This window comes from Halobellus rarus, assembly GCF_024494595.1.
In the GTDB taxonomy this organism is placed as follows: Archaea; Halobacteriota; Halobacteria; order Halobacteriales; family Haloferacaceae; genus Haloquadratum; species Haloquadratum rarum.
Map to the genome: position 1 here is coordinate 158,260 of NZ_JANHDI010000002.1, position 14,551 is coordinate 172,810.

Genomic DNA, 14,551 nt, shown 5'->3' on the forward strand with positions numbered 1-14,551 from the left:
TCGTGACGACCAGAACGGAATCGTGACGACCAGAACGGAATCGTGACGACCGGTGGACAGCCGTCCCGACCGATCGTGATTGACACTCCCAGACGCTACAATAAAGTACGTGCTGGCCAACCTACTACTGTGAAATGAGTAAAACGCCGAGCGCTCTCGTCCTCGGCGGGGGATCGACCGGCTGCGGCATCGCGCGGGACCTCGCGATGCGCGGCGTCGACGTCACCCTCGTCGAGAAGGGGAACCTGACCCACGGGACGACCGGGCGGATGCACGGCCTCCTCCACAGCGGCGGTCGCTACGCCGTCTCCGATCAGAAGTCGGCGACGGAGTGCATCGAGGAGAACCGCGTCCTCCGGCGGATCGCGAGCCACTGCGTCGAGATGACGGGGGGGCTGTTCGTCCAGCGCCCCGAGGACGACGACGAGTACTTCGAGGAGAAGCTCCAGGGCTGTCGCGAGTGCGGCATCCCCGCGGAGGCCCTCTCCGCCGAAGAGGCCCGCGAGATGGAACCGTACCTCGCGGAAGACATCGAGCGCGCCATCCGGGTGCCCGACGGGGCCGTCGATCCGTTCCGGCTCTGCGTCGCCAACGCGGCCGACGCGATCGAACACGGCGCGCGCGTGGAGACGCACGCGGAGGTGACGGACGTCCTCGTCGAGGACGGCGAGGTCGTCGGCGTCGAGGTCGAACACGCTTCAGACGGCGGCTCCGCGGACGGTCTCGATTCGTTCGTCCACGGTGAGCCGGGGACGACCGAGGAGCTGTACGCCGACTACGTCGTCAACGCCACCGGCGCGTGGGCCGGCCAGATCGGCGAGATGGCCGACGTCGAGGTCGCCGTCCGCCCCTCGAAGGGCGTGATGACGATTATGAACGTCCGCCAGGTCGACACCGTCATCAACCGCTGCCGGCCGAAGGGCGACGCCGACATCGTCGTCCCTCACGAGACGACCTGCATCCTCGGGACGACCGACGAGGAGGTCGAAGACCCCGAGGACTACCCCGAGGAGGGGTGGGAGGTCGATCTGATGATCGACACCCTCTCGGAACTCGTCCCGATGCTTTCCGAAGCCAGGACGATTCGGTCGTTCTGGGGAGTCCGGCCGCTCTACGAGCCCCCGGAGGTCGGCAGCGAGGACCCGACCGACATCACGCGGGACTTCTTCCTGCTCGATCACGACGAGCGCGACGGCCTGCCCGGGATGGCCTCGATCGTCGGCGGGAAGCTCACGACGTACCGAATGATGGCCGAGGACATCGCCGACCACGTCTGCGAGAGACTCGGCGTCGACGCCGAGTGCCGCACGGCGGAAGAGCCGCTGCCCGGATCGGAGGACTTCTCGGTCCTGCGCGACTGGATGGACGAGTTCGGCCTCCGGTCGCCCGTGGGGCTCAGAAGTGCGGAACGGCTCGGTTCCCGCATAGACGAGGTGCTCGGCGAGTGGGACGGCCCGAATCCGACGGTCTGCGAGTGCGAGGCCGTCACGCGCGCGGAGATCCAGGACGCGATCTCGCAGTCCGGAACGGAACTCAACGCCGTTCGCATCCGTACCCGCGCCTCGATGGGGAACTGTCAGGGCGCGTTCTGCTGTCACCGAATGGCGAACGAGTTGGTTCCGGAATACGACGAACCCACCGCCCGCGACGCGCTCGACGACCTCTACCAGGAGCGCTGGAAGGGCGAGCGCCACGCGTTGTGGGGCGAACAGCTCTCCCAGGCGATGCTGAAGCACCACCTACACGCGACGACGATGAACCGCGACGGCGACCCCGCGGCTACGGGGGAGGAGATCGACTTCGGGGCGTTCGACGCCGGCGAATCAGAAGGCGAACTCTCCGACACCAGCGGCGGTGACCGCTCGGGCGACGCCGTCGCCGACGGCGGCCGTCGGACCCGAACCGACGAAACCGAGGGGGACGCAGATGGCGATTCGTGAGGACGTCCTCGTCGTCGGCGGCGGCATCGCCGGCGCGACGGCGGCGCTCGCCGCGGCCGAGTCGGATGCGAAAGTCCGACTGCTCTCGCACAAGAAGAGCACGCTCCGGCAGGCCAGCGGTCTCGTCGACGTGCTCGGTGCGATCCCCCGCGGCGGATCTACCGACGGTAGCGGCGCCGTTTCAGACGGCGCCGCACCGGCCGACGAGGGCTCGACCGATCAGTCCGAACTGGTCGCCGACCCGCTTGCGGCCATCGAGCGGCTGCCGGAGGATCATCCGTACCGGGTCGTCGGCGCGGACGGGATTCGAAACGGACTGGAAATCTTCGACGACGTCGTCGGCGACGCCTACGAGGGGGGCCACACCGACCGCAACGCGCTCGTGCTCACCCACGGCGGGACGGTCAAACCGACCGCGCGGTATCCGCAGTCGGTCGCGCCGGGGCTGGCGAGCGCCGAAAAGAAGACGCTGCTCGTCGGCTTCGCGGGGCTGACGGACTTCGACGCGCCCGCGGCCGCGGCGCACCTCGACGCGGCGGGCGTCCCGTTCGACGTCGACGGCGCGACCGTCACGTTCCCGATCCAGTTCCGCGACGACGCGCTGACAACGCGCTTCGCGAAGGCGCTCGACAAAGACCAGTCGGGAGTCAGAAAGCGACTCGCCGACGTCGTTTCGGAGCAACTCGACGACCACGAGCGGGTCGGCTTCCCGGCGATGCTCGGCGACGACGCGGGGGAAGAAGTCCGCGCGGACCTCGAAGACCGACTCGGTGCAGCCGTCTTTCAGATCCCGACCGGGCCGCCGAGCCTGCTCGGGATGCAACTCGAGGACCTGCTGTTCGACGCGTTGGATGCCGCGGGCGTCCGCATCTCTTCAGGTAACCTCGCCGTCGGGTACGAGGCGAACGACGGCCGGATCGAGTCGGTTCTCGTCGACCAACGGGGGAACGAGGTCCCCTACGCGGCCGAGGAGTTCGTCCTCGCGACGGGAGGTCTCGTCGGCAAGGGGATCGACTCCGACCGCGAGTCGGTCACGGAGCCGGTGTTCGGGTGTCACGTTCCCCACCCAGAGGACCGGTACGACTGGTCCGAACCGGCGGCGTTCGGCGCGCACGCCTTCGCGCGGTTCGGCGTCGTCCCCGACGGCGACCTGCGCCCGACGGACGGGTCCGGGAGCGAGGAATTCGAAAATCTCCGCGCGGCCGGCGGCGTCCTCGGCGGAGCCGATACGGCCCGCGAGAAGTCCGCGGCCGGCGTCTCGCTCGCGACCGGCGCGCACGCGGGCCGGCGAGCGGGCGAGGAGGCGACGCGATGAGCGGAGGAGACGAGCGTAACATGACCAGAAACGACACGACCACGACGAGCACACAGGAGCGAGTTACCAGATGAGCGACGCGGAGAACTCCCCACCGACAGAACCGATCGATTCCCCGTCACAGGGCGGTCCCGAACCCGGCTCGGACTTCGAGCCGGTCTCGGTGTTCGGGGACAGCGAAACGACGATGGACCTCCGCCCCGGCGCGGACAACTGCTACAAGTGCTCGGTCTGTGATACCTCCTGCCCGGTCGCGGAGGTCGACGACGACTTCCCCGGCCCGAAGTTCCAGGGCCCCGAGCAGTGGCGGCTCAAGCGCAAGGAGGGCTCGGAGATCGACGACTCGATCATGTCCTGCTCGAACTGTATGCGCTGCGACGACGCCTGTCCGTCGAGCGTGCCGCTCTCGCAGATGCACAACACCGCGAGAGGCGAGTACGTCGACGAGCAGATGGACAAGCTGTCGGTCGAGTACGTCAGAAACCGGATCCTCGCGAACTACCGCACCTCCGCGTGGTTCGCCAGCAAGGTCCCGCGGCTCGCGAACGCCGTGATGAGTTTCGGACCGACGCGTTGGGTGATGGAAAAGGCGATGGGCGTCACGAGCGAGCGCGAGTTCCCCGCCTTCGCGACCCAGACGTTCCGGGAGTGGTGGCGAAAGCGGGGCGGCGCGGACGCCTCCCGGCGGAACGCGCGCGAGGCCCGCGAGCGCCGCGGCGACCCCGCCGACGCCGACAAGAAGATCGCGTACTTCCACGGCTGTTACTCGAACTACAACACCCCCGAGGTGGGGAAGGCGCTCGTCCACGTGTTCGAGTCGTTCGGCTACGAGATCGTCGCCCCGGAGCAGCGCTGCTCGGGGACGCCGATGTTCGCCAACGGGATGCTCGCAGACGCCGAGCGCGCGGCGGAAGTGAACGTCTCCTCCTTCGCCGACCTCGTCGAGGAGGGCTACGACGCCGTCGCCTCCTGCACCTCCTGTTCGATGGCGCTCAAACAGGAGTACCCCGAACTGTTCGACATCGACGGCATCGATGACGTCGCCGAGAACACCTTCGAGGCGCTCGAATACCTCCGTATTCAGGAGGACCTGGAGGGGGCGATCGCCGACGCGAGCGTCGAGGAACAGGCGTTCGCCTACCACGCACCGTGTCACGCTCGCAACCAGGGTCTCGACAGACAGGCGCTCGAACTGTTCCGCGAGCTCGACGGCGTCGCAATGGAGGACGTCGGCGACTCCTGTTCGGGGATCTCGGGCACCTACGGCTGGAAGGAGGAGAAATACGAGAACTCGATGAAGATCGGCGAGGATATGTTCGAGCATATGCACGACGCCGCCGGCGACGTCGGGATGACCGAGTGTCCCACCTGCGCGATGCAGATGGAGCACGGCACGGGCTACGAGATCAAGCACCCGCTGCAACTGCTCGAAGAGGCCCTCTGTTAGAAGACCCGAGCCGGAATCCGCGACCGCGCTCCGTCCGCTACTCCCCGACCGGTTCGACGCCGATCGTGACGGTCACGCCCTCGACGTCCCACTCCTCGACCAACGCCCACTCGCCTTCTGTGGCGAGTTCGTCGCCGGCGACGAACTCGCGGGTCCGCGTCTCCTCGGCGACGACATCGCGGTGGCGGTCGACGAACGCTTCGACCCTCGCGTCGGCGACGTCGACGTACGTGTCGATCTCCGCGTCGACGTCGAGATCGAGACGCTTGCGCATCTCCTGGATCCGTCGAATCACGTCGCGGGCGTAGCCCTCGGCCTCGATTTCCTCGGTCAGTTCGGTGTCGACGTAGACGGTGCCGCCCTCGAAGTGAGTTCCATAGATGTGCTCCGGCGGCTCGGCCTCGTAGCTCACCATCTCGTCGTCGAGGTCGTACGTCTCGCCGTCGACCTCGACGCCGCCCTCGACTTCGGCGCGCGTCTTGCCTTTGACGGTCTCCATCACTTTCTGGGCTTCGCCGCCGAACGCCGGCCCGATGACGCCCATCTCCGGGTTCGCGCGCTCGATCAGTTCGTCGAACTCCTCGACGACCTCGATCGAGCGGGCGTTGACGCGTTCACCCAAGAGATCCGAGAGCGACTCGACCGCGTCGGCGACGCCGTCGTCCTCGGTGGCGACGACGACGCGCTGGACGGGCCAGCGGAGCTTTCGGCCGCCCTGCTGGCGCGCGTTCGCGGCCGCCTCCTCGACGTCGCGGAGGACCGCCATCTCCCGTTCGAGTTCCTCGTCGCGGAGGTCCTCGTTGGCAGCGGGGTACGACAGCGCGTGCACCGTCGTCTCGCTCCCGTCGAGGTGCTGGTACATCTGCTCTGCGAGGTACGGCGTGACGGGCGCGAGGAGCCTGATCGTCTCCTCGAGCACCGTCGCGAGCGTCGCGTACGCACCGCGCTTTGACGCCGAATCCTCTTCCTCCCACATCCGCTCTCGGATCGCCTTCACGTAGAAGCGCGAGACGTCCTCGGTGAGAAAGCCCAGCACCGTGTTCAGCGCGGTACTGACCTCGTAGCTCTCCCAGGCCTCGACCGCCTCGGCCTCGACGGTCTGCAGGCGCGAGAGCACCCACTCGTCGACGACCGTGAGCTCGCCGTCGGCCAGGTCGGCCTCGGCGGGGTCGTAGCCGTCCAGTTCCATATACGAAAGCGGGAACCGGAAGACGTTCCAGAAGATGTTGAGCGTCGACTGCATCTCTCCCAGTCCGTCCCACTCGAAGGAGAGGTCGACGCCCTGCTGGTCGTGGCTGAGGAGATAGGCTCGAAGCGGGTCGCGACCGGCGCGGTCGATCGCCTCCTCGGGCGTGACGATGTTGCCCAGCGACTTCGACATCTTTCGCCCGTCCTCGTCGTTGACGAAGCCGTGCATCATCACCTGTTCGTAGGGGGCCTGTCCGACCGCGGCGGTCCCCATCCCGAGCTGGGACCAGAACCAGCCCCGCGTCTGGTCGTGCGCCTCGACGATCCAGTCGGCGGGCCACAGTTCCTCGTGGGCGTCGGTCTCGCTCGGGTAGTCGATCGTCCCCCACGTCGCGACCGAGGAGTCGATCCAGACGTCGAAGACGTCCGGGACGCGCTCGTAGGTCTTGCCGTCCTCGGTGATCGTCAGCGGGTCGACCGACGGCCGGTGGAGGTCGATCTCCTCTGGGTCGACGTCCTGGTCGACGCGCTCTGCGAGTCCCTCGCGCGTGCCGACGACGATCCACTCGCCGTCCTCGGCCTGCCAGATCGGGAGCGGGATGCCCCAGTAGCGCTGTCGGGAGATGTTCCAGTCGGGCGCATCGGAGACGAAGTCGCGGAAGCGGTTGTCGCGGGCCCACTGGGGGAACCACTCGGTCTCGTCGATGTTGTCGAGCAGTTCCTGCTTGATGTCGGTGACCGTGATGAACCACTGGTCCGTCGCGAGGAAGATGATATCGGTGTCGCAGCGCCAGCAGTGGCCGTACCGGTGCTCGTGGGTTCCCGACGCGAGCAGTGCACCCGACGCGTCGAGGTCCTCGATGATCGGATCGTTGGCGTCGCGGACGAAGGTGCCGGCGTAGTCGCCGGCCGCTTCAGTGAACTCGCCGCGGCCGTCGACCGGCACGTACACGTCGAGTCCGAGTTCCTCCCCGCGGGCGAAGTCCTCCTGCCCGTGTCCGGGCGCGGAGTGGACCAGCCCCGTGCGGTCGGCCTCGACGTAGTCGGCGGTGTAGACCTCGCCCGCGCCCTCGAAGTCGGCGACCTCGTTCAGGTGGGACTCGAGCGGGTGGTCGTACGACCAGCCGACGAGGTCCTCGCCCGCGAGTTCCCCGACGACCTTGTAGTCCTCGTAGCGGCCCTTCTTCAGGACGTCCTCGACGCACGGTTCAGCGATGTAGAGGACTTCTTCCTCACCACCCTTCTCCGCGCGAACGGCCTGATAGGTCATCTCGCCGTCGACGGCGACGAAGGTGTTCGCCGGGATGGTCCACGGCGTCGTCGTCCAGATGACGAGGCTGCCCTCTCTCTCTTCGAGCGGGAACTTCACGTAGATCGAGGGCGAGGTGATCTCGTCGTACTCGACCTCGTTGGCGGCGATGGCGGTCTGACACCGCGGGCAGTAGTTGACCGAGCGCTTGCCCTGCTCGACGAGGCCGCGCTCGTCGACCTGCTGGAAGGCCCACCACGCGGCCTCCATGTACTCGGGCGAGATGGTCTCGTAGGGGTCGTCCCAGTCCATCCAGACGCCGATCGACTGGAAGTCCTCGTCCATCGCCTCGCGGTTCCGCTCGGCGAACTCCTTGCACTCGTCGATGAACGCCTCCATCCCGTACTCCTCGATGTCGCGCTTCGACTCGAACCCGAGTTCCTCCTCGACTTTCACCTCGATCGGGAGGCCGTGCATGTCGTACCCCGGCCGGTCGGTGACCCGGTGGCCGGACATCCGCTTGTACCGGATGACGGCGTCCTTCAGCGTCTTGTTCCACGCCGTTCCGAGGTGCATCTGCCCGGAGGTGTACGGCGGCCCGTCGACGAAGAAGAAGGCGGGATCGTCGGCGTGCGCCTCCTTCGTCGCCTCGTAGGCGTCGGTATCGTCCCAGTACGATTCGACCGCGGACTCGACGTCCGCGGGCGTGTACTGGTCGTCGACTTCGTCCATACCCGTGGAGTACCAGCGAACGTATATGAAATCCGTGGAAGCGCCGCGTGCGCGTCGTCGCGACTAGGGGGACGGGCGGTGACAGAGTGAAGCGGTCGCGGTGGCGGCGTGGAGCAGTCGAAGTGGTTGGGCTGTTGCGGCCGCGGTGCGGGTCGGCGAGCGATTGTACCGCGAGGCGAGCAGAGCGAGCCTCGCGGGATGTTTTTCCCTCCAGGTTTTTGTCGGGGGTTCGAGGCCGCGCTTCGCGCGGCCGAGGACCCTCGAATAAAAAGGTGGATGTTTAGAAGTCGGGCAGGTCCTCGGGGGCCTCGTACTCGGACTCCCAGGCGATGTAGTCGTCTTTCAGCACCTCACAGGCGGTCTGTCCGAGTTCGGTCAGGCCGGCGTTGATACTCGAAACCGTCTTCCAGGACTCGACGTCCGGATGGATCTTCCGCTCTTTCCAGTCTTCGGGGATCCCCGGCGCGTGGTAGCCGACCCGGTCGGCGAAGTCGTCCCAGAAGAAGTCGAACTGGGCGAGCAGATCCAGTTCGAGGACGATCTGCCACTCCTCGGCCGTCACGTCCGTCGTCGCTCGCCACTGCTCGAAGGCGTCTTCCCACGCGCCGTCGCGGAGGAGTCCCTCGAGTTGATCGCGCCGGTAGTCGGTGTCGCCGATGACCTCGGCGTCGTCGTACTCGTTGGGATCGACCACGTCTTCCAGTTCGGGAACCGGCGGCGTCTCGACGTCCAGAGTCATATCCGTACCGTTCGGGTGCCGCGGGTATAAGCGATGTGCGGTCGCGGACGTCGGCAGTCGGCGACGGCCGACGCTGTCGGGTTACCTCTCGTCGCCGAACTCCCCGAAGTCGTCGAGGTCCCCCGGGGGCTCGCTCCCGTCGGAGCCGGGGTCGTCGCCGAAGTCGAATCGCTCCGGCGGTTGCCCCGCCGTATCGAGGACGACGTCGGACACCTCGATCGGGCAGTCGACGCGGACCGCCAGCGCGATGGCGTCACTCGGGCGGGCGTCGAAGACGAACCGCTGTGGTTCGCCGTTCTCGTACCGCTCGGCGTCGATCTTCGCGTAGAAGGTGCCGTCGGCGACGTCGTCGATTCGGACCTTGTCGATCGCGCCGCCGAACTCGGTGAGCATCTCCACGAGGAGGTCGTGCGTCAGCGGCCGCTCGAAGGCCTCGCCGGTGATCGCGAGTTGGATCGCCCGGGCCTGATCGGTCGTGACGACGATCGGGAGCAGTTCCGACCGCGCCGCGACCACGACCGCGGGGATGTTCTCGCCGTCCGCGTCGACGCCGACGGCGATGCCCTCGACCTCGCCCGGGTGATTCATATCGCACTCTACTCCGCCCGGGTACGAATACTTACGGGACGAGCGATCGCGACGGATCGAGTGATCGCACCGGTAGCGTCTTCCGGAATCCCCCGCTCGACTCCCCCGATCCGTGTTGGCGAACAGTCGGCACCCGCCGGCGACGACGTCCTCGCCGGCGCCGCCGTCACTTCCCACGCCGATGTGCCGAGCAACCGCGGAGCGGCGCGGGATATCACCTACGTCACGGGGGGCCTGGCCGCCCGTTCGGAGATAAACCATCGGGTGTCGCGACGCGGGAAAACCATCGGGTGTCGCGACGCGGGAAAACCATCGGGTGTCGCGACGCGGGATGACGTTCGGGCACGCGGATGTGTGGGGCGACTACCGCTGCCGGACGAACCAGACCCCGAACCACAGGAGGAGGACGGTCAGTCCGCCGAGGAACACCAGCAGTCCCGGCGGCGGTCCCGACGCGGCGGTCGTGGCGGCCGTGTCGGCGGCGACCTGTACGGACTCCGTCTGTGTTTCGTAGCCGCCGTCAGCGCCGCCGGTCTGCCCGACGAACGGGAGTCCCTCGATCGCGAACTGCGCCAGCAGGCTCACGAGGCCGACGACGCCGACGCCGGCGAGGAGTCGCTTGAGCGCGTCCGAGAGCCCCGTCGTCTCGTCGTCGGCGGTGGCGACGACGACCAGCGGGCGATCCGCGGGGGCGTACACCTTCATCTCGCGGCCCTTCTCGGAGTAAACCGTGTCGACTACTTCGACAGCACCGGCGGACTCCAGGCGTTCGAGGTGGTACTGGACGTTCTGTAACGACGTGTCGACGGAGTCGGCGAGGGCGGCCGGGTTCGCGGGTTCGTCGTGGAGCGTTGCGAGGACGCGGCGGGCGGTCGACGACGACAGCGCCGACAGCAGGTCGTCGGCGTCCTCGTCCTCGAGGCCGACGACGCGCGGCGAGGCGTCGACGTCGGGCTCGGACTGGGAGGGCAAGAGGCGAGCCATCGTCGAGCCGTAGGACACAGACCGATACAAACCTGTTGTTCGGAGTCCCGCTTCGTCGAGCGCGTTCGACCGACGGACCTCAGAAAGACGTCGCGTCCCGACCGACGGCTCCGCAATACACTTGCGTCCCGGTTTCGTACGGTACCGTATGTACGTCCGGGACGCCAAAAACCGCGACGAGGTCTGGTTACTCGACAGGATCGAGGAGGCGGACATCGACGACCCCGCGTTCCGGTCTCGCGACTACGTCATCGCCCTCGACGAGGAGACGTCGAGAAAGGCCGGGTTCGGCCGGATCCGGGTTCACAAGACCGAGGCGGGAAACTTCTGTGAACTCGCGTTCGTCTACACGCTCCCGCCGTGGCGACAGCAGGGCGTCGGCGCGCACGTCATCGAGCGCCTCGTCGCGGAGGCGAGCGACGAGGGGTACGAGACGGTGTACACGTTCACGCGACAGCCCTCGTATTTCACGCCCTTCGGGTTCGAGCCGCGGGAGACCGGCGAGTTACCCGAGCCCGTGCGAAACCGCCTCGAAACGGTCCGCGAGGAGCGCGGCGACGAGGTCATCGCGATGAGCGTTCACGGCGACGACTTCGCGGTCCCGGAGTCGTTCCGCGAGCGGTTCAAGGAGGCCTCGCCGGCGGACAACCCCGAGGGCGGCGGCGTCGAGGAGACGCCCGAGGACTTCGGAATCGACCCCTCGGAGGCGACGTACAAGTACGACACCGGGAACTAGGCGTCGGTCTCGATGGCTCTCGAATCTAAGGCCCGTGCCGCCTACGTTCGGTCTTCGAGGAAGTCCGTACTGAAGACGATGTAGGCGAGGACGCTACAGAAGAGGATCGGTGGGAGGAGCGCGAACGCCCAGAGCGGTTCGATTCCCCAACCGAGCAGCAAGACGACGTTTGCGAGACCGATCACGAGGAACGGAGCGACCGCCAGCGCCGCCCGCTTTCGGTTCTTGCCCCCCGTTCCGGACTCCAGCGGGTCGTTCGGATCGAACTCGTCGGCGGTCGACGCGGGGTCCGCGCGGTCGTCGGCCGACGTGGACGAGGCCATAGGCGGCCTTCGAAGCGGAGCGATAAAAGCGCCGCGCTGTCGTTTCTCTCGGGATACTGCCGAGTGACTACGGCCGCTGATTCACCGCCCCGCGTTCGAGTTCCCGCCGTCGCCTTCCAGCCGCGAGGCGAGTTCGACGAGGGCGAAGAGGAGCCCCAAGAGCAGCGTCGAGACGGCGATCCCGTACAGCGCGACCGCCGCGGGCGTCACCGGAACCGTCACCTCGGTGCCGAGGACCGCCGCCTCGGAGAGTTCGACCGCGCCGTTGCTCCCGACGAGCCACCCGATCCCGCCGGACAGGAGCACGACCGTCGCACCGACTCCCAGCATAATCTTCCGTCCCAGACCCGCGCGGCCCGCTTCGGCGTCGGAGTGCACAGGGGGAGTACGGGGGCGAGCGGCTTTGCACTTACCCTTCCGATCGGAGAGCGTTCGAGGGTCAGCAGCGGGAACGGAGCGGACCTCGGCGGTAACGAGGCAACTCGTCGACGACAACGTACAAACCGCCGCCGGCCGAATCGCGAGTGATGACAGAGGATGACTCGCGCTCGACGACCGGAAGTCTCGTCGAGCGCGCCCGCGACGCGCTCGGGGACGCCTACGTTCCGTACTCGGAGTACCGCGTCGGCGCGGCACTCCGAACCGCGGACGGCACAGTGTACACCGGTTGCAACATCGAGAACGCGAACTACTCGAACAGCCTCCACGCCGAGGAGGTCGCCATCGCATCGGCGGTGCGGGACGGGCATCGCGAGTTCGACAGTATCGCGGTCTCTTCCGGGGCGAAAGACGGCGTGACGCCCTGCGGGATGTGCCGCCAGACCCTCGCGGAGTTCGCGGGAGCGGCCCTGACGGTCGTCTGCGACGAGGGCGACGGGGAGACGACGACCTACACGCTCGGCGAACTCCTGCCGAACACGATCTCGCTGGAGACGCTCTCGGCGGCCGAGAAGCAGCGCGACTCCGAGGCCGAGTCCGACGGCGACGCGGTGGAGTCGGACCGGTAGGTCGAGGACAGACCGGCAGGCGGCGAACGGTCCGTCCAGCCGACAGTGTATTTTCGCTGCGTGCGCGAGGAGAGGTATGAGCGACAGCGAAGACCCCAACGACGACGTGCAGTACCACATCGGTGTCGGTCCCGAGGACGTCGCCGACAGCGTCCTCCTGCCGGGCAACCCCGAGCGCGTCGACAAGATCACCGCGCTCTGGGACGAGCACGACGAGCAGGCGCACCACCGCGAGTACCGGACCGCGACCGGGTCTTACGAGGGAACGCCCATTTCGGTCACCTCGACGGGGATCGGGAGCCCGTCGGCCGCCATCGCGATCGAGGAACTCGCTCGCGTCGACGCCGACACGTTCATCAGAGTCGGCTCCTGCGGCGCGATCCAGCCCGAGATGGACGTCGGCGACCTGGTGATCACCTCGGGGGCCGTCCGCCAGGAGGGCACCTCGAAGGAGTACGTCCGCGAGGACTACCCGGCCGTCGCGGACCACGAGGTCGTCGCTGCACTGGTCGCGGCGGCCGAGCGACTCGATCACGACTACCACGTCGGACTGACGATGAGCGCCGATTCGTTCTACGCCGGCCAGGGCCGCCCGGGCTTCGGGGACTTCCGCGCGGCCGGCTCGGAGTCGCTCGTCGACGAGTTGCGCGAGGCCAACGTGAAGAACATCGAGATGGAGGCGGCCGCACTGTTGACAGTCGCGAACGTGTACGGACTGCGCGCCGGCGCGGTCTGTTCGGTCTACGCGAACCGGACCACCGGCGAGTTCCGGACGGAGGGCGAGTCCCGCGCGGCAGAGACGGCGAGTCTGGCCGTGCATCTGCTCGCGAAGATGGACGAGGTGAAACGCGAGGCCGGGGTCGACCACTGGCATCCGGGACTCTCGATCGACTGACGGCGTCGACCGCGTCTGCTCGGGAGCGTCCGATCGGGAAACGAGGACGCGTCAGTGACGTTTCGCAGTTCCTTTATCCGATGCGGTGGCAGATACACGTATGAGTACACAGATCGTCGTCGTCGGCTCCGGCTACGCGGGTGCCGGCGCCGTCAACCGGCTCGAAGAGGAACTCGATGCGGGTATGGAACTCACCTGGATCTCCGAGAACGACTACCACCTGGTTCTCCACGAGGTCCACCGCTGTATCCGCGACCCGAGCGTCGAGTCGAAGATCACGATTCCGATCGACGACATCAAATCCGACGCCACGGAGTTCATCAAAGGCCACGTCACCGACGTCGACGTCGACGAGCGGGTCGTCGAACTCGAAGACGACGACGTCGAGTACGATTACCTCCTCCTGGCGATCGGCTCGGGTACGGCCTTCTTCGGCATCGAGGGCCTCCGGGAGTACGCCCACGAACTGAAGGGTCTCGACGACGCCCGCGCGATCCACGCGGACGTCAAGGAAGCCGCCGAGGCGGCCTCCCGCGACGACCCGGCGCAAGTCATCATCGGCGGAGCGGGCCTCTCGGGTATTCAGACCGCCGGCGAGATCGCCGAGTACCGCGACGAACACCGCGCGCCGATCGACGTGACGCTCGTCGAGGGTCTCGACGAGGTCTTCCCGAACAACGACCCCGAACTGCAGGGGGCGCTCCGCAAGCGGCTCGAGGCGCTCGATATCGAGATTCTCACCGGCGACTTCATCTCGAAGGTCGACGAGGAGACGGTGTACCTCGGGGACGACGAGGACGACGCGGAGCTCGCATACGACACGCTCGTCTGGACCGGCGGCATCACCGGTCACGAGGAGGTCCACGGGATGGACCTCGACCAGGACGACCGCTCGCACCGCGTCTTCGCCGACGCCGACTTCCAGACGTCCGACGAGCGCGTGTTCACCCTCGGCGACACCGCGCTGGTCGAGCAGGGCCCGGACTCGGTCGCGCCGCCGACGGCCCAGGCCGCTTGGCAGGCCGCGGACGTCGCCGGAGAGAACCTCGCTCGCGCGGCCGCGGGCAAGCCGCTGAAGACGTGGCGGCACGACGACAAGGGGACGGTCGTCTCCGTCGGTGACGACGCCGTCGCTCACGACGTCAAACTGCCCGTCTTCGGATCCTTCCCGATGAACGTCTTCGGCGGCCCGGCCGCGCGCAATCTGAAGAAGGCGATCGCCGCGCGCTGGATCGCCGACGTGGCGTCGCCGAAAGACGCCCTCGACGCGTGGGAAAGCCTGTAGCGGTCCGGAAGACGCCGTCTAATCGGCGAACCTGGCCTGGCCCCTAGAAGTACGGAATCGATCCGGAGACGCGGAAAGACAGACGAGTTCGGGAGTGGAGGAAACCGGGTCGGGCCGGGAACG

The 14,551-nt window shown here is 67.5% G+C and carries 13 protein-coding genes; 7 read left to right on the forward strand and 6 right to left on the reverse strand.

The genetic code is table 11. The annotated features are described in order from the left end of the window. The first annotated feature begins 134 nt into the window (after nucleotides 1–134). The 3 genes from glpA (at nucleotide 135) to NO876_RS04000 (ending at nucleotide 4,702) form a co-directional block, all read left to right on the forward strand. Nucleotides 135–1,940: an anaerobic glycerol-3-phosphate dehydrogenase subunit GlpA gene (glpA, locus tag NO876_RS03990; RefSeq protein ID WP_256420386.1), complete on the forward strand. Its 1,806-nt coding sequence runs from the start codon at nucleotides 135–137 to the stop codon at nucleotides 1,938–1,940. Continuing rightward, nucleotides 1,927–3,255 carry a glycerol-3-phosphate dehydrogenase subunit GlpB gene (gene glpB / locus NO876_RS03995; RefSeq protein ID WP_256420387.1) on the forward strand — a complete coding sequence of 443 codons (1,329 nt, stop codon included), beginning with the start codon at nucleotides 1,927–1,929 and terminating at the stop codon, nucleotides 3,253–3,255. Before glpA ends, glpB begins: the two co-directional genes overlap by 14 nt. 70 nt (nucleotides 3,256–3,325) lie before the next feature. Beyond that, a complete protein-coding gene (locus tag NO876_RS04000; protein WP_256420388.1) occupies nucleotides 3,326–4,702 on the forward strand; it encodes an anaerobic glycerol-3-phosphate dehydrogenase subunit C in 1,377 nt (458 codons plus the stop codon). Nucleotides 4,703–4,739: 37 nt separating this feature from the next. Here NO876_RS04000 and ileS read toward each other — a convergent pair whose 3' ends face one another. The 4 genes from ileS to NO876_RS04020 form a co-directional block, all read right to left on the reverse strand. Beyond that, complete coding sequence (gene ileS, locus NO876_RS04005; protein ID WP_256420389.1) at nucleotides 4,740–7,871, reverse strand: isoleucine--tRNA ligase; 3,132 nt, start codon at nucleotides 7,869–7,871, stop codon at nucleotides 4,740–4,742. A 280-nt stretch (nucleotides 7,872–8,151) separates the two neighbouring features. Then, nucleotides 8,152–8,610 (reverse strand): DUF7992 family protein, encoded by a 459-nt coding sequence (locus NO876_RS04010; RefSeq protein ID WP_256420390.1) that lies wholly within the window; start codon nucleotides 8,608–8,610, stop codon nucleotides 8,152–8,154. An 81-nt stretch (nucleotides 8,611–8,691) separates the two neighbouring features. Continuing rightward, nucleotides 8,692–9,198 (reverse strand): bifunctional nuclease family protein, encoded by a 507-nt coding sequence (locus tag NO876_RS04015; protein WP_256420391.1) that lies wholly within the window; start codon nucleotides 9,196–9,198, stop codon nucleotides 8,692–8,694. A 363-nt stretch (nucleotides 9,199–9,561) separates the two neighbouring features. After that, nucleotides 9,562–10,182, reverse strand: coding sequence for an ArsR/SmtB family transcription factor (locus NO876_RS04020; protein WP_256420392.1), 621 nt, complete (start codon nucleotides 10,180–10,182; stop codon nucleotides 9,562–9,564). Between the two features lie 148 nt (nucleotides 10,183–10,330). On the opposite strand from NO876_RS04020, the gene NO876_RS04025 reads away from it, so the two are divergent. Next, the gene (locus NO876_RS04025; RefSeq protein WP_256420393.1) at nucleotides 10,331–10,918 is read left to right on the forward strand and encodes a GNAT family N-acetyltransferase; all 588 of its coding nucleotides are present in this window, start codon (nucleotides 10,331–10,333) and stop codon (nucleotides 10,916–10,918) included. Nucleotides 10,919–10,959: 41 nt separating this feature from the next. Here NO876_RS04025 and NO876_RS04030 read toward each other — a convergent pair whose 3' ends face one another. After that, nucleotides 10,960–11,241, reverse strand: a complete 282-nt coding sequence (locus NO876_RS04030; RefSeq protein WP_256420394.1) for a DUF8142 family protein — start codon at nucleotides 11,239–11,241, stop codon at nucleotides 10,960–10,962. 81 nt (nucleotides 11,242–11,322) lie between these two features. Continuing rightward, nucleotides 11,323–11,619 (reverse strand): DUF7520 family protein, encoded by a 297-nt coding sequence (locus NO876_RS04035; RefSeq protein ID WP_256420395.1) that lies wholly within the window; start codon nucleotides 11,617–11,619, stop codon nucleotides 11,323–11,325. Nucleotides 11,620–11,768: 149 nt separating this feature from the next. On the opposite strand from NO876_RS04035, the gene cdd reads away from it, so the two are divergent. From cdd to NO876_RS04050, 3 genes are all read left to right on the forward strand, one after another. Beyond that, entirely contained in the window at nucleotides 11,769–12,248 is a 480-nt protein-coding gene (gene cdd / locus NO876_RS04040) for a cytidine deaminase (protein ID WP_256420396.1), read from the forward strand. 76 nt (nucleotides 12,249–12,324) lie between these two features. Next, a complete protein-coding gene (locus NO876_RS04045) occupies nucleotides 12,325–13,143 on the forward strand; it encodes a nucleoside phosphorylase (RefSeq protein ID WP_256420397.1) in 819 nt (272 codons plus the stop codon). A gap of 100 nt (nucleotides 13,144–13,243) precedes the next feature. Beyond that, nucleotides 13,244–14,428: an NAD(P)/FAD-dependent oxidoreductase gene (locus NO876_RS04050; protein WP_256420398.1), complete on the forward strand. Its 1,185-nt coding sequence runs from the start codon at nucleotides 13,244–13,246 to the stop codon at nucleotides 14,426–14,428. Nucleotides 14,429–14,551: the final 123 nt, after the last annotated feature.

Coding starts and splice junctions, on each gene's coding strand:
- glpA (WP_256420386.1), top strand. CDS start 135: ATGAGTAAAACGCCGAGCGCTCTCGTCCTCGGCGGGGGATCGACCGGC.
- glpB (WP_256420387.1), top strand. CDS start 1,927: ATGGCGATTCGTGAGGACGTCCTCGTCGTCGGCGGCGGCATCGCCGGC.
- NO876_RS04000 (WP_256420388.1), top strand. CDS start 3,326: ATGAGCGACGCGGAGAACTCCCCACCGACAGAACCGATCGATTCCCCG.
- ileS (WP_256420389.1), bottom strand. CDS start 7,871: ATGGACGAAGTCGACGACCAGTACACGCCCGCGGACGTCGAGTCCGCG.
- NO876_RS04010 (WP_256420390.1), bottom strand. CDS start 8,610: ATGACTCTGGACGTCGAGACGCCGCCGGTTCCCGAACTGGAAGACGTG.
- NO876_RS04015 (WP_256420391.1), bottom strand. CDS start 9,198: ATGAATCACCCGGGCGAGGTCGAGGGCATCGCCGTCGGCGTCGACGCG.
- NO876_RS04020 (WP_256420392.1), bottom strand. CDS start 10,182: ATGGCTCGCCTCTTGCCCTCCCAGTCCGAGCCCGACGTCGACGCCTCG.
- NO876_RS04025 (WP_256420393.1), top strand. CDS start 10,331: ATGTACGTCCGGGACGCCAAAAACCGCGACGAGGTCTGGTTACTCGAC.
- NO876_RS04030 (WP_256420394.1), bottom strand. CDS start 11,241: ATGGCCTCGTCCACGTCGGCCGACGACCGCGCGGACCCCGCGTCGACC.
- cdd (WP_256420396.1), top strand. CDS start 11,769: ATGACAGAGGATGACTCGCGCTCGACGACCGGAAGTCTCGTCGAGCGC.
- NO876_RS04045 (WP_256420397.1), top strand. CDS start 12,325: ATGAGCGACAGCGAAGACCCCAACGACGACGTGCAGTACCACATCGGT.
- NO876_RS04050 (WP_256420398.1), top strand. CDS start 13,244: ATGAGTACACAGATCGTCGTCGTCGGCTCCGGCTACGCGGGTGCCGGC.